The following is a 13,788-nucleotide window of genomic DNA, read 5'->3' as shown; positions in this document are numbered from 1 at the left end:
TCGAGCCGATTGACACTCTGCGACAGAGCACCGATCCCCGGTGCGGTCGACGGCGCGTGGTGGCCACACAGCGACCACCTCGGTGACGAACTGCCCGACCTGGTCGCGGTGATCAGCCGCCTGGTCGGATCGATCCGCCGCGTGGTCTACGACCCGTCCGCCTGGTCGAGTGCGCCGAAGCGCGTCATCCACCGCAACGGCGCCGTCGCCGTCGACGCGTACCGCTTGGTCGCCCACGACACCATCTACCTCGTCGGCTCGCATTCGCGCGATGCCCTGCTCTACGTCATCGGCGCGGACGTGTCCATGCCCGCCGCCCGTGCGGTGCTCGACGCCGTCGACGCTGGCGCACAGCCGATCTGCGCGGAGTCGCTGCGCCGGCGGATCCACCCGATACCCAGCATGCTCGGCGAACGGCAGGAGGCGACCCCGTGAGCGCATTCACCGACAAGATGTTCGCCAGCGCCCTCTCGAGTGCCAACGGCATGGTCACCGGGGAGCCGCATCGGCCCGTGCGGCGGTCCTGGCGCGAGGTGCACGAACGCGCGCGGCGCATCGCCGGCGGACTGGCCGCGGCCGGTGTCGGACCCGGTGATGCGGTCGCGGTCCTGGCGGGTGCGCCGGACGAGATCGCCCCGACCGCCCAGGCGTTGTGGATGCGCGGGGCCAGTCTGACGATGCTGCACCAGCCGACCCCGCGCAGCGACCTCGCGCTGTGGGCCGCCGAGACCGCGAACGTCATCACGCTCATCGGCGCCCGTGCGGTGGTGCTGTCCGAGCCGTTCATGGTGGCCCGCCCCGTGCTGGAGCAGCTGGGGGTCGCCGTGCTCACCGTCGAGCGCCTCATCGACGCCGGACCGGTCGATCCGGTGGGAACCACCGACGACGACGTCGCCCTGATGCAGCTGACGTCGGGGTCGACCGGGTCGCCCAAGGCCGTCCACATCACCCACCGCAACGTGGTGTCCAATGCTGAGGCGATGTTCAGTGCGGCCGATTACCGCATCGACTCCGACGTCATCGTCAGCTGGTTGCCGCTGTTCCACGACATGGGGATGACCGGATTCCTCACCGTCCCCATGTACTTCGGGGCGGAACTGGTCAAGGTCACGCCGCTGGACTTCCTCGGCGACATCCTGCTGTGGGCCAAGCTCATCGACAAGTACCGCGGCACCATGACCGCCGCGCCGAACTTCGCGTGGGCGCTGCTCGCGAAAAGGCTTCGCCGTCAAGCGGTTCCGGGTCAGTTCGATCTGTCGAGCCTACGCTTCGCGCTGTCGGGCGCCGAACAGGTCGATCCCGCCGCGGTGGAGGACCTGTGCGAGGCGGGGGCACCGTTCGGGCTCGACCCCGGCGCCATCCTGCCCGCGTACGGAATGGCCGAGACCACCGTCGCGGTGTCGTTCAGCGCGCTCGGCGCGGGACTGCGCACCGACGAAGTCGACGCCGACCTGCTGTCCGCCTTCGACCGTGCGGTCCCGGCGAGCACCGGGCGCACGCGGCGACTGGCCTGTCTGGGCCCACCGCTCGGGGACATGGCTGTGCGGGTGGTCGACGCCGATGCCGCCGTCGTCCCGCCGCGCGCGGTCGGGGTGATCCAGGTGCGCGGATCGTCGCTGAGCCCCGGCTACACCACGATGGCCGGTTTCCATCCCGCACCCGACCGCTGGGGCTGGTACGACACCGGCGACCTCGGCTACCTCACTGAGGACGGGCGAATCGTGGTGTGCGGCAGGGTCAAAGACGTCATCATCATGGCCGGTCGCAACATCTACCCGACCGACGTCGAACGGGCGGCCGCCCGCGTGGACGGCGTGCGGCCCGGCTGCGTCGTCGCGGTGCGCCTCGACGCCGGCCACCCGCGCGAGACGTTCGCCGTCGTCGTCGAAGCCCCCAGCTGGCAGGACCAGGGCGAGATCCGGCGGATCGAGCGTGAGGTCGCCCACGCGGTCGTGGCCGAGATCGACCTGCGGCCGCGCAAGGTGTCGGTGGTGTCGCCGGGCACCATCCCCAAGACGCCGTCGGGCAAACCGCGCCGCGGGCTGGCCACCGAACTGGTCGCCTGACCGCGTTAGGGTGAGCCGGTGGCGGCCGATCCGACCGAGCGCTTCTCGCTGTCGATCACCCCGCGCTACGCCGAGGTCGACCAGCAGGGCGTGGTCTTCAACGGGCACTACCTGACCTGGTTCGACGAGGCGTGCACCGCGTTCCTCGACCACATCGGGGTCTCGTATCCGGCGCTGATGGCCGACGGGCTGGACTTCCAGGTCGTGCACACCGAACTCGACTACGCCGCACCGGTGCGCTGGCGGGACGCGGTGCGGGTGGCGGTGGTGTGCGAACGCGTGGGGCAGACCAGCTTCACCCTCGGTTTCGCGGTGTGGCGCGGGGCCGGTGGGGCCGCCGAGCATGTCGCGGTGACCGGCCGCACCGTCTACGTCATGGTGTCCACGACCGACTGGACCAAATGCGCTGTGCCGCCGTTCCTGCGGGCCGCGCTGCTCCCCTGACGACGGCCGGCATCGGCGGTACGGTCGGCACATGGGTCATGATCACGGCGAGCCGCAGCGAGACCTCCCGCCGGGGCTGGCCGAGCAACTGGATTTGCCGTATTCGGGCATGGTGTCGTTCGGGCACCGGCCGTTCCTCACCGAGACCGCGCAGCTGGAATCGTGGCGGCCCGACGTCGCGATCGTCGGCGCGCCGTTCGACGTGGGCACCACGAACCGACCCGGCGCCCGCTTCGGCCCCCGCGCGATCCGGGCCACGGCCTACGAACCCGGCACCTATCACATGGATCTGGGCCTGGAGATCTTCGACTGGCTCGAGGTCGTCGACTTCGGCGACGCCTACTGCCCGCACGGACAGACCGAGGTCTCGCACACCAACATCCGGGAACGGGTGGCCGCGGTGGCGTCGCGCGGCATCGTGCCGGTGATCCTCGGTGGCGATCACTCGATCACCTGGCCCGCGGCGACCGCGGTCGCCGACGTGCACGGCTACGGCAACGTCGGCATCGTGCACTTCGACGCCCACGCCGACACCGCCGACGAGATCGAGGGCAACCTGGCCAGCCACGGCACCCCGATGCGGCGGCTCATCGAGTCGGGCGCGGTGCCCGGCACCCATTTCGTGCAGGTGGGGTTGCGCGGGTACTGGCCGCCGCAGGACACCTTCGAGTGGATGCTCGAACAGGGCATGACGTGGCACACCATGCAGGAGATCTGGGAACGCGGCTTCAAGGCCGTCATGGCCGACGCCGTGAGTGAGGCGCTGGCCAAGGCCGACAAGCTCTACGTCTCCGTCGACATCGACGTCCTCGACCCCGCGCACGCCCCCGGCACCGGAACCCCAGAGCCGGGCGGCATCACCAGCGCCGACCTGCTGCGGATGGTGCGGCAACTCTGCTACGAACACGACGTGGCCGGCGTCGACGTCGTCGAGGTGGCACCGGCCTACGACCACGCCGAACTCACCGTCAACGCCGCGCACCGCGTCGTGTTCGAGGCGTTGGCCGGGATGGCGGCGCGCCGCCGGGACGCCGCGGGCGCGAAGCCCGGACCCCCCTCACGGTGAAGTCCGCGCTGACTCAGCCCTTGGTCAGGGTGAACTGCGCGACGTCGGTGTAGCCCTCGCGGAACAGGTCGGCGCAACCGGTCAGGTACTTCATGTACCGGTCGTAGACCACCTGTCCCTGCAGCGCGAGCGCCTCCTCCTTACGCGCCTCGAGCGCCGCCGACCAGATGTCGAGGGTCTTGGCGTAGTGCAGGCGCAGCGGCTGGACGAGCTTGACCTCGAAGCCCGCCTTGGTCGCGTGGTCGGTGACCGCGCGAGCCTGCGGCAGATCCCCGCCGGGGAAGATCTCGTCCATGATGAATTTGAAGAACCGCAGCTTCTGCATCGTGATGGGCAGGCCGCGTTCGGCGAATTCCTCGTCGCTGGGCTTGATGATCGTGTGCAGCATCATCACGCCGTCGTCGGGCAGCGCGTCGTAGGCCATCTTGAAGAAGTCGGTGTAGCGGTCGCGGCCGAAGTGCTCGAACGCGCCGATGGAGACGATCCGGTCCACCTTCTCGTCGAACTGCTCCCACCCCTGCAGCAGCACCCGCTTGCTGCGCGGGCTGCCCTGCTTGTCCAGCAGCTGCTGCACGTAGGCCTGCTGGTTCTTGCTCAGGGTCAGGCCGACGACGTTGACGTCGTAGCGCTCGAGCGCCCGGTTGATCGTCGCGCCCCAGCCGCAGCCCACGTCGAGCAGCGTCATGCCGGGCTGTAGGCCGAGCTTGCCGAGCGACAGGTCGATCTTGGCGAGCTGGGCCTCCTCGAGCGTCATGTCGTCGCGTTCGAAGTAGGCGCAGCTGTAGGTCTGCGTCGGGTCGAGGAACAGGCGGAAGAACTCGTCGGACAGGTCGTAGTGCGCCTGGACGTCTTCGAAGTGGGGCGTCAAGCCCTTGGCATCACTGCTTGATTCTGGCACGGTACAGCCTTTGACCTTTGGTTATGAGACGGTGTTCGTGATCTTGGTCTTGATTCGGTTGGGCGCTCCTCCGGTTTCGAGAGCCGCCGCCGTCGTCTGCGCACACTACCGGAAACCACTTCACCCGAAGACGACACGGCGCGCTGAGGTGGGCAGACGCCCCGCCTGACTATCGTGGGGGCACGGCCGACGTCCGGCTGAGGTCAGAGCCAGAAGGGAGACTGCTCGTGAGTACTCCGGATGAACCGGTGTTCGGTGACGACGCCCCCGAAGCCGACGTCGTGGAACAGCGCATCCCCGTCGACGCGGATGACGAGGACGAAGGCGGCCTCGACCCGGCCCGCGTCTCGGTGTCGCGCAACTGGGACGCCAACGAGGCGGATCTGATCGAACAGGCGATCGCGGTGCCGCTGTCCGACGACGACCCGGACTTCGACCGCTGACCGGCAAGCCGACCATGCGTCGACTTCTCGCCGGGCTCGCGCTCGCCGGCGCCGTGTGGGGTGCGGCACCGGCGAACGCCCAGGACAGCCCGCTCACCGGGCTGGTGGACGCCGCCGCCGAACGGCTGACCACCGCCGAGGCGGTGGCCGCGAACAAGTGGAACACCAAGGGGCCGATCGAGGATCCGGCGCGGGTCGAGCAGGTGCTGGCCGCGGTGGCGGCGGACGCCGAGGCACGCGGCGTCGACCCCGACCGGGTGCGCCGGGTCTTCCGGGACCAGATCTCGGCGACCGAGGCCATCGAGTACACCCGGTTCGCGCAGTGGAAGCTCGATCCGGCGGTCGCACCCACCACCGCCCCCGAACTCGCGTCGTCGCGAGCGGTGATCGACGGCCTCAACCGCACCATGGTCGAGCAGATGGCCGCACAGTGGCCGCTGCTGCAGTCGCCGACGTGCACCGACCGGGTGCGCGAAGCCGCCGACGCGGTGGCCGCCCGCCGAGCCCTCGATCCGCTGTACCGGCAGGCGCTGGCGTTCGTGACCCGGTCCTACTGCGGCTGATCCCTGTCAGGATGGGCTGATGAGCCCTGTGAAGTCGATCTTCATCACCGGCGCGGGCAGCGGTATGGGCCGCGCCGGTGCCGAGCTGTTCCACGACCGCGGCTGGCGGGTGGGCGCCGTGGATCGCAACGAGGCCGGGCTGACCGATTTGGCCGCCCGGCGCGGCGGTGACCGGCTGTGGACCCGGCAGGTCGACGTCACCGACAAGGCGCAGCTCGAGGCCGCCCTGGCCGACTTCTGCGGCGACGGCGGCCTGGACATGATGTGGAACAACGCCGGGATCGGGGAGTCGGGCTGGTTCGAGGACGTGCCCCACGACGCGGCGATGCGGGTCGTCGACGTCAACTTCAAGGCGGTGCTGACCGGTGCGTACGCGGCGCTGCCCCATCTGAAGCGGACCCCGGGCAGCCTGATGTTCTCGACGTCGTCGTCCTCGGCGACCTACGGGATGCCGCAGATTGCGGTGTACTCGGCGACCAAGCACGCGGTCAAGGGCCTCACCGAGGCGCTCAGTGTGGAGTGGCAACGCCACGGCGTGCGCGTGGCCGATGTGCTGCCCGGCCTGATCGACACGGCCATCCTGCGCGAGACGCCCAACCACTCCGCGGTGTCGCGCGACCGCGACGCCGACGTCACCGCGTCCGCGCCGCGGCGCGGCCCGTTCCGGCTGATGCCCGCCACCAGTGTCGCCGAGGCGGCGTGGGCGGCCTACGGGGATCCGAAGCGGCTGCACTGGTACGTCCCGGGCAGCATCCAGTGGCTGGACAGGTTGAAGGCGGTCAGCCCGGAGTTCGTGCGGGCGCAGATCCGCAGGGCGCTGCCCAAGCTGACCGAGCGCTGAAGTTTCGCCGCATGCGGCCCGGGTACCTCGCACGCCATGAGCACTGATCCCGCCGACTCGGGCCAGGACCCCGACGCCGATCCGGACATGAAGCAGAGCGCCGCACCGACGCAACAAGATCAAGCCGAGGGCGACGACGACGCCGCGGAGACCTCTCAGTAGGCGTCCTCAGTTCTCCCGCGGCAGCAGTTCGGCGATGAAGCGTTCGACGAAGCGGTCCATCGGGACCGCACCGGCCGGGCGGATCACGAACTTCGACAACCCCGCGTCGATGTAGGCGTCGAGTTGGCGGTGCAGGGCCTGCCAGTCGGGTGCGATCAGATCCGCGGGGTCGACGTCGGGGCGGCGTGCCCGCACCACCTCGACCATCTGGTCGGTGAGCCCGCCGTCGGCCACCGCCAGCGAGATGCCGAAGTGGTCGGCCTCGATGCTCCGGCCCGACTCGGTGGCGGCGCGGTCGATCTCTTCGCGTCCGCGCCGCGCCTCCTCCGGGGTCAGGAAGCTGCCCAGCCAGCCGTCGCCGAACCGGCCGATGCGGCGTAGCGCCGCGGGCGCCGACCCGCCGAGCCAGATGTCGAGCGGGCGCTGGGGACGCGGTGCGACGGCGATGTCGCGCACCGCGAAGAACTCGCCGTCGAAGTCGGCCGGAGAGCCGGCGAGCGCCGCCCGCAGTAGCGCGAGCGATTCGTCGAAGACCGCGGCTCGGCTGCCCTTGGGCACCGCGAACACGGCCCGCTCGGCCGGGATCGCCGACTGCAGCCCGAACACCGGCAGCACCCGCTTGGGGGCCAGCGCGGCCAGCGATGCGAGTTGTTTGGCGACGAGCACCGGGTGACGGCCGGGCAGGATCGCCACCGACGTGCCGACCTTGAGCCGCTCGGTGCGGCCCAGGGCGAAGGCCATCCCGACGACGGGGTCGGTCGCCTCGGTGTAGACGAGTTCGGAGAACCACAGCGAGTCCACTCCGCTGCTCTCGAGGTGATCGACGAGGGGGGCCAACGCGGTGGCGGGGGTTTCCGCGCCGATGCCGACGCCGAAGCGGATCTTCATTCCACCCAGTGAACCCGATCGGCGTGACGATCCTTCACCACGGCTGTGACTTCGCTGTCGTCCGCCCGATCCCGGGACGCGCTGCCGGAGGCGTTGAGCCAGGGCAGATCTGGCGCGAGCGGCGCAGCCTGACCGTCGCGTGAGCGCGGTTACCCGCCGGTGCGGACGGGTATGTGGCTGCGGTGAGCGAACACTCGGACGACAAGCCCGCCGATTACGACCGCAAGCTGCCCGACGACATCTCCGACGACACCGTCGAGGCGGTGGGTGCGGTCTCGGAGGCGCTGGAATGGGTGGAACGCGCCCGCGGTCACCTGTACAGCTTTCACCAACTGATGGGGCGGGCCGATCTGCTGCTCGGCGAAGCGTGCGACAAGCTGCGCGACGCCGGCCACGGCGAGGTCGCCGACCGGCTGTCCACCGAACTGGTCGGACGCAACGTGCTCTACGGGCGGTGGACCTTCCAGATCGTGGAGGACTTCGACGACAACTACTGGTCGGTGTTCCGCGATCACGAACGTCGCGTCCGCGACGAGCTGCAGCAGGGATACCGGCACGTGTTCGAGGCCCGGATGAAGGAGGACCGGCGCACCCAGGGCCGGCCGGGGCACGAGGGCAGGCCCGAGGGTTAGTCTCGACGCCGTGGGCATAGCGGCTCGGGCGAACGGTACGCCGCCACCGGACGTGCCACTCGCCGACATCGACCTGGGGTCCTGGGAGTTCTGGGCGCTCGACGACGACATCCGCGAGGGTGCCTTCGCCACGTTGCGCCGCGAGGCCCCGATCCGCCATTTCGGGGAGTTCATGGCCGAAGAGGGCCGCGGGCACTGGGCGCTCACCCGCTACGACGACGTCTTCTACGCCAGCAGGCATCCGGAGATCTTCAGCTCCGCCTCCGGCATCACCATCGGCGATCAGACCCCCGAGCTCAACGAGTACTTCGGTTCGATGATCGCGATGGACGATCCACGGCACAGCCGACTGCGCAACATCGTGCGCAGCGCGTTCACGCCGCGGGTGCTCGCCCGCGTGGAGGACTCCGTGCGCGACCGCGCCCGCAGGCTGATCGCCGACATGGTCGCCGCCCACCCCGACGGTGCGGGTGAGCTCGTCGCCGACCTCGCCGGGCCGCTGCCGCTGCAGATCATCTGCGACATGATGGGGATCCCGGAGGCCGACCACCAGCGGGTGTTCCACTGGACCAACGTCATCCTCGGCTTCGGCGACCCCGACCTGACCACCGACTTCGACGAATTCGTGGGTGTGGCAATGGAGATCGGCGCCTACGCCAGCGAGTTGGCCGACGCCCGGCGGGCCGACCCGGGCGACGATCTGACCACCAGCCTCGTGCAGGCCGAGGTGGACGGACAGCGCCTGACCTCCAGCGAGGTGGCGTCGTTCTTCATCCTGCTGGTCGTGGCGGGCAACGAGACCACCCGCAACGCGATCAGCCACGGCATGCTCGCGCTGAGCCGCTACCCCGAACAGCGCGCGATCTGGTTCGACGCCTACGACGAGGTGGCGCCGACGGCAGTCGAGGAGATCGTGCGGTGGGCGTCGCCGGTGAGCTACATGCGACGCACCCTGACCCGCGATGCCGAACTGGGCGGGGTGAAACTGGTTGCGGGAGACAAGGTCTCGCTGTGGTACGGATCGGCCAACCGCGACGAGTCGAGATTCGAGGAGCCGTGGCGGTTCGACGTGCGCAGGCAACCGAATCCGCACGTCGGATTCGGCGGCGGCGGTGCGCATTTCTGCCTCGGCGCCAACCTGGCCCGGCGCGAGATCACCGTGGCGTTCGAGGAGCTGTACCGACAGATCCCCGACATCGCCGCCTCCGAGGAGCCCGACCGCCTGCAGTCGGCGTTCATCCACGGCATCAAACGGCTGCCGGTGTGCTGGACACCGCCGCGGTAGGCCGTTCACAGATGGCGGCGAGTTCGTACCGGTCGGGACCCGGCGGCACGGGGGGACGCCAACCGGCGGCGAAGATCTCGTGTGCTCGCCGCCGGGCCGGCGCCAGGCCGGCCGGTGGGGCGGTCATGGCCGCGTAGGGCTCGATCAACGGGCCGAGCGACGCATCGGCGCCCGCGGCGGCGACGACCAGATCCGACGGCAGCGGACGGGTCAGGTCCACCGCGCCGCCCGCCCACCGGCGCATCCGATCGCCGTCGACGTCGAGGTGGTCGGCGAACCACGGCCGCACATGCTGATCACACCAGCCGGCGAATCGCACTGCCGCCGAATCGCTCTCGTTCTCGTCGTCGAGGATGCGCAGCAGCGCCGCGGCCTGCCTGAACGCCAGCGTCACCCCGCGGCCGGCCAGCGGTGTCGTGGTGCACACGGCGTCGCCGACGGAGATCAGCCCGGGCAGGCACGGCCCGCCGTCCCCGGCCAGTTGCGCGCCGTAGCTGTTGTACACCCGGCCGCCGGTCAGCACCGCCGTCAGCGGGTGCGCGTGCCGGGGGTCGATCCACTCGCACAGTTGCGGGATGGCGCCGACGGCCGCCTCGAACACCGCATCGTCGCGCAGGCGGCGCAGTCGCAGATCCGTTCCATCGTGGACGAGGGTGATTGAGAACGTGCCCGCGTCGTGGACGAAGGCGATCGCGGCGTAGCCGGACATGCTGAGCGACAGACCGATCGGTGAGTTCACCGGACCCGCGGTCGCCCCGGTGTGGGTGCGGTACTGCCGCGTCGCGTACACCGCACCGCAGTCGGCCCCGACCGGTTCCGGGCGCAGACCGCGCAGATAGCGGGCGGCGCGTCCGGAGGCGTCGATCACGAGGTCGGCGGCGAACACCCGGCCGTCGACGACGACACCGGCCACCCGGCCGCCCACGAATTCCGGACGGTCCACGGTCCCGACGTACCGGGTGAGCCCGTGCTGCCCGGCGGCGATCCGGTGCAGTTCCCGCTCGAACGTGGACCGGCGGCACAGCAGCGCACCACCGGGGCCCGGGACGATCCGCGCGCCCACCGCGGCCAACGCCTCGACGGCACCGGGGATCTCGTCGCGCAGCGCCGCCACCACCGGCGCCCGGAACGTGTGGGCGTGGTCGAACTGCATCACTCCCCTGCGCCGCCAGCGGCCGCTCGCAGGGGGCCCGGGGTCGCGGTCGACGACGGCGACGCGGTGGCCGCGACGGGCCAGCGCAACGGCGCAGAACAGACCGGCCGGACCGGCACCGACGACGATGATGCGCATGAAGACCCCAATTAGAGTTACTGTAGGTGTAATGAATACGTTGAGGGTGCACCCAAATGTCCGGTGACGTCAAGAGGGGCTACCGGTCGGATGTCCGCGCCGCACAGGCCAGGGAGACCCGCCACCGGATCGTCGCCGCCGCCACGCGACTGTTCGTGGAGAACGGCTACGGCGCGGCGACCATCGACGCGATCGCCGACGCCGCGCAGGTCAGCCGCAAGACCGTGTTCACCTCGGTGGGCGGCAAGATCGATGTGCTCACCCTCGCGGTGAACTGGGCGGTGGCCGGTGACGACGCCGAGGTGCCGATCGCAGAACGTCCCGACACGCGTCGCGCACTGTCCGGTGACGACCCGGCCGAGATGCTGCGCGCCTGCGCGGCCGTCATGGCGCAGATCAACGGTCGCGTCGCCGATCTGCACCGGGCACTCGAGGTCGCCGCCGGCGTCGACGACCAGGCGAGCACCCTTCTGGAGACCCTGCGCGCACAGCGCCTCGCCGACGCCCGCACCATCGCGCGCCGGCTGCGCGAACTCGGCGCGCTGCACGGCCGCCGGGGTCACACCGAGGCGGTGGACGTGCTCGCCCTGGCCTGCGATCCGCACCCCTTCGACGTGCTGGTGCGCCAACGCGGGTGGACGCAGACCCGCTACGCGCGGTGGCTGGGCGACTCCCTGGTCCGGCAGTTGCTCGACGGCTGACCCGTTTGTCCGGCGGGTGTGCGGGCACTCGGTGGGGGTCGTAACCCATCAGGACGGAGGATCATGCAATCCGAACGCTTCCGGACGCTTGCGGAGTCGAAGGGCCCCTACGCGTCGGTGTACTTCGACGATTCGCACGACACCGAGGACGCCAACGCCCAGCGGGATCTCAAGTGGCGGGCGGTCCGCGAACAGTTCGAGCAGCAGGGCGCGCCTGCCGAGCTGATCGAGGCCGTCGAGCGCGCGGTCCTGGACGCGCCACCCGCGGTCGGCCGCGGCGGCCGCGGGCTGATCGCAGGCGCCGACGGTGTGCTGCTCGACGAACACCTGATCCGCCCGCCGGAGACACCGCTCGTGCGGTTCTCCCCGCTGCCGTACCTCGTGCCCGTGATCGAACACGGCGCGCTGCATTCGACGTACGTGATCGTCACCGTCGATCACGCGGGTGCCGACATCGCGGTGCACCGCGACCGCACGGTGCAGTCGGACACCGTCGACGGTGGCGGCTACCCGATCCACAAGGCCGACAGCGCCGAGACCCCGGGCTACGGGGATCCGCAGCGGCGCAGCATGGAGGCCGGCCGCAAGAACCTGCGCGCCGTGGCCGAACGGCTCGCCACCCTGGTCGACGAGGTCTCCCCCGAGGTCATCTTCGTCGTCGGTGAGGTGCAGTCGCGCTCGGACCTGGCGCCGACGCTGGACGAGCGGGTAGCCGAACGGGTGGTCGAACTCGACCTCGGCGCCCGCAACAGCGGGTTCGACGAGGCCGATCTGCAGCACGCCGTCGAGGAGGAATTCCTCAAGCGGCGCGTGTCCGCGATCGAACATGCGGCGGAACAGTTCACCCAGGCGAGCGGGCAGGGGTCCGGTCTGGCCACCCAGGGCCTGCACGGGGTGTGCGCCGCACTGCGGGCAGGCGCCGTCGAGACCCTGATCATCGGCGACGTCGGCGACGCCACCGTCGTGGCGGGCGATGATCTGCTGACCGTCGCGCCGAACGCGAACGTGCTCTCCGAACTCGGCACCGCGCCGGCGCAGACGTTGCGCGCCGACGAGGCACTGCCGTTGGCCGCCGTCCGCACCGGCGCGGCACTCGTGCGCACCGACGAGCGGATCGACCCCGACGACGGGATCGCCGCGGTGTTGCGGTACGCGCTGCCCTGAGGGTCAGCCCGCGCGACCCAGCAGGGCCGCGATCGGGCTCTCGTCGAGGTGCGCGCGCAGGTCTTCGGCGTTCTCGAAGACCGCGCGCGCCCCGGCCTCGGTGAGCTCACCGCGGGACACCCCGCCGCTGAGCACCCCGATCGACACCAGTCCGGCGCGTTCGCACGCCTCGATGTCCCAGACCGCGTCGCCGACGAACACCGCGCGCCCGGCATCCACACCGGCGCGTTCGAGCGCGATGTTGACGATGTCGGGCTGGGGTTTGGCGGTGTCGACGTCCCCGCCGGAGGTCATCGCGGAGTAGATGTCCTCGCTGTCGAGCACCCCGCGCAGCACCTCGAGTTCGTCCTCCGGCGCGGAGGTGGCGAGCACCACCTGCAGTCCCAGCCCCGTGATCTTCTCCAGCAGTTCCCGTGCGCCCGGCAGCAGCCGCAGCAGCTCCTTGTCGCCGAGGTAATACCGAGAATGGGCGTCCTTCAGGCGTTTTCGGGTGTCCTCGTCGGCGTCGGGCACCAGGGTGTCCAGGAGTGTGGAGCCGTCCATGCCGATCGACCGGTGCACCCGCCAGGACTCCACGGTCAGCCCCTCGTCGGCGAACGCGCGGTGCCAGGCGTTGACGTGCAGGTAGTTGGAGTCGACCAGCGTGCCGTCGATATCGAAAAGCACGGCCGGTGCGGAACCGGCCGTGCTGTGTGATTCGGTCATCGGATGTGGTGCTCCGTCGGCGGACGGCCTCGGTCGGAAGTGAGGTCGGGGCGCTGCTGCTGTCCGACGTCACCCTGCACATCGCCCTGCGGGTGGCCCGTCAGATCGGTGCGCCCGCTTTGGGTGCGATGGTCGGTGCGGGCGTCCTGGAACTGCCCACCCGCGGCGTCGGGCTGCATGTCCTCGGCATTTTCGGTGGCCTTCTTGGTGTGCGGGTCCAGTTCGTCGGCGAGCCTGCGGCGCTCGTCGAGCTCCTGACGCGAGGCGTCGACGGCTTCGCGGTGGGTGGACGCCACATCACGCAGGCGGGCCGCCTCCGCGGCCTTGGCCTCCGCCTCGGCCGCTGCCGCCCTGGCCTTGGCCTCGGTCTGCTGCGCGACGAGGTCGCGCTTCTCGACCCGCTGATGGTGGTCCTGGACTTCCTCGCGAATCCGCTGCGCCTCGAGGTGACGTTGCTGGTCGCGGCGTTTGCGCGCCATCATCGCGAGGGCGGCGAGGATGAGCAGCACCACCACAACGGCGACGACGATCCAGACGATCGTGCTGGTAGACACGTCGACTCCTTCGGTCGGTCGGGCATGGTCAATTGACCGTCCCGCTGATTACGGGTGCCCGCCCCCACCGCCGGTTAAACGGTTC

The 13,788-nt window shown here is 70.4% G+C and carries 17 protein-coding genes; 12 read left to right on the top strand and 5 right to left on the bottom strand.

Going from position 1 to position 13,788, the window contains the following annotated elements:
* Nucleotides 1–9 precede the first annotated feature (9 nt).
* The 4 genes from AU194_RS12395 to speB are packed head-to-tail and all read left to right on the top strand — an operon-like array spanning nt 10 to nt 3,576.
* A complete protein-coding gene (locus AU194_RS12395; RefSeq protein WP_231743318.1) occupies nt 10–435 on the top strand; it encodes a DUF5994 family protein in 426 nt (141 codons plus the stop codon).
* Nucleotides 432–2,066, top strand: a complete 1,635-nt coding sequence (locus AU194_RS12390) for a fatty acyl-AMP ligase (protein ID WP_059089546.1) — start codon at nt 432–434, stop codon at nt 2,064–2,066. Before AU194_RS12395 ends, AU194_RS12390 begins: the two co-directional genes overlap by 4 nt.
* Nucleotides 2,067–2,084: 18 nt before the next feature.
* Nucleotides 2,085–2,510, top strand: coding sequence for a thioesterase family protein (locus tag AU194_RS12385; RefSeq protein ID WP_059089545.1), 426 nt, complete (start codon nt 2,085–2,087; stop codon nt 2,508–2,510).
* Between the two features lie 31 nt (nt 2,511–2,541).
* Nucleotides 2,542–3,576, top strand: coding sequence for an agmatinase (gene speB / locus AU194_RS12380; protein WP_059089544.1), 1,035 nt, complete (start codon nt 2,542–2,544; stop codon nt 3,574–3,576).
* Between the two features lie 13 nt (nt 3,577–3,589).
* Here the strand turns inward: speB and AU194_RS12375 are convergent, their stop codons facing one another.
* Nucleotides 3,590–4,474, bottom strand: a complete 885-nt coding sequence (locus AU194_RS12375; RefSeq protein WP_059089543.1) for a cyclopropane mycolic acid synthase family methyltransferase — start codon at nt 4,472–4,474, stop codon at nt 3,590–3,592.
* A 227-nt stretch (nt 4,475–4,701) separates the two neighbouring features.
* Between AU194_RS12375 and AU194_RS12370 the strand changes: the two genes are divergently transcribed.
* From AU194_RS12370 to AU194_RS32850, 4 genes are read left to right on the top strand one after another with little or no spacing between them, the layout of a single operon-like run.
* Nucleotides 4,702–4,917 (top strand): hypothetical protein, encoded by a 216-nt coding sequence (locus AU194_RS12370; RefSeq protein ID WP_059089542.1) that lies wholly within the window; start codon nt 4,702–4,704, stop codon nt 4,915–4,917.
* Between the two features lie 14 nt (nt 4,918–4,931).
* Nucleotides 4,932–5,480, top strand: a complete 549-nt coding sequence (locus tag AU194_RS12365) for a chorismate mutase (protein ID WP_059089541.1) — start codon at nt 4,932–4,934, stop codon at nt 5,478–5,480.
* Between the two features lie 28 nt (nt 5,481–5,508).
* A complete protein-coding gene (locus AU194_RS12360) occupies nt 5,509–6,321 on the top strand; it encodes an SDR family oxidoreductase (RefSeq protein WP_059089540.1) in 813 nt (270 codons plus the stop codon).
* Between the two features lie 36 nt (nt 6,322–6,357).
* Nucleotides 6,358–6,483, top strand: coding sequence for a hypothetical protein (locus tag AU194_RS32850; protein WP_255374830.1), 126 nt, complete (start codon nt 6,358–6,360; stop codon nt 6,481–6,483).
* A gap of 6 nt (nt 6,484–6,489) precedes the next feature.
* Here the strand turns inward: AU194_RS32850 and AU194_RS12355 are convergent, their stop codons facing one another.
* Entirely contained in the window at nt 6,490–7,371 is an 882-nt protein-coding gene (locus AU194_RS12355; RefSeq protein ID WP_059089539.1) for a TIGR03854 family LLM class F420-dependent oxidoreductase, read from the bottom strand.
* Between the two features lie 227 nt (nt 7,372–7,598).
* Between AU194_RS12355 and AU194_RS12350 the strand changes: the two genes are divergently transcribed.
* Together AU194_RS12350 and AU194_RS12345 are read left to right on the top strand one after the other, a co-directional pair.
* A complete protein-coding gene (locus AU194_RS12350; RefSeq protein ID WP_369804103.1) occupies nt 7,599–8,003 on the top strand; it encodes a hypothetical protein in 405 nt (134 codons plus the stop codon).
* Nucleotides 8,004–8,013: 10 nt separating this feature from the next.
* Nucleotides 8,014–9,288, top strand: coding sequence for a cytochrome P450 (locus AU194_RS12345; protein WP_059089537.1), 1,275 nt, complete (start codon nt 8,014–8,016; stop codon nt 9,286–9,288).
* Here the strand turns inward: AU194_RS12345 and AU194_RS12340 are convergent.
* Nucleotides 9,251–10,579 (bottom strand): NAD(P)/FAD-dependent oxidoreductase, encoded by a 1,329-nt coding sequence (locus AU194_RS12340; protein ID WP_059089536.1) that lies wholly within the window; start codon nt 10,577–10,579, stop codon nt 9,251–9,253. The two genes, AU194_RS12345 and AU194_RS12340, sit on opposite strands and share 38 nt — an antisense overlap.
* A 56-nt stretch (nt 10,580–10,635) precedes the next feature.
* Between AU194_RS12340 and AU194_RS12335 the strand changes: the two genes are divergently transcribed.
* Both AU194_RS12335 and AU194_RS12330 read left to right on the top strand, forming a co-directional pair.
* Nucleotides 10,636–11,280, top strand: coding sequence for a TetR family transcriptional regulator (locus AU194_RS12335; protein ID WP_059089535.1), 645 nt, complete (start codon nt 10,636–10,638; stop codon nt 11,278–11,280).
* A 63-nt stretch (nt 11,281–11,343) separates the two neighbouring features.
* Nucleotides 11,344–12,444, top strand: coding sequence for a hypothetical protein (locus AU194_RS12330; RefSeq protein WP_059089534.1), 1,101 nt, complete (start codon nt 11,344–11,346; stop codon nt 12,442–12,444).
* Between the two features lie 3 nt (nt 12,445–12,447).
* Here the strand turns inward: AU194_RS12330 and AU194_RS12325 are convergent, their stop codons facing one another.
* Entirely contained in the window at nt 12,448–13,149 is a 702-nt protein-coding gene (locus tag AU194_RS12325) for an HAD family hydrolase (protein WP_059089533.1), read from the bottom strand.
* Nucleotides 13,146–13,703, bottom strand: a complete 558-nt coding sequence (locus tag AU194_RS12320) for a hypothetical protein (protein ID WP_231743317.1) — start codon at nt 13,701–13,703, stop codon at nt 13,146–13,148. Before AU194_RS12320 ends, AU194_RS12325 begins: the two co-directional genes overlap by 4 nt.
* Between the last annotated feature and the right edge of the window lie 85 nt (nt 13,704–13,788).

Source organism: Mycobacterium sp. GA-2829 (genome assembly GCF_001499965.1).
Lineage (GTDB): Bacteria > Actinomycetota > Actinomycetes > Mycobacteriales > Mycobacteriaceae > Mycobacterium.
Note: the sequence above shows the minus strand (reverse complement) of the source record. Positions and strands in the feature narration are given on the sequence as shown.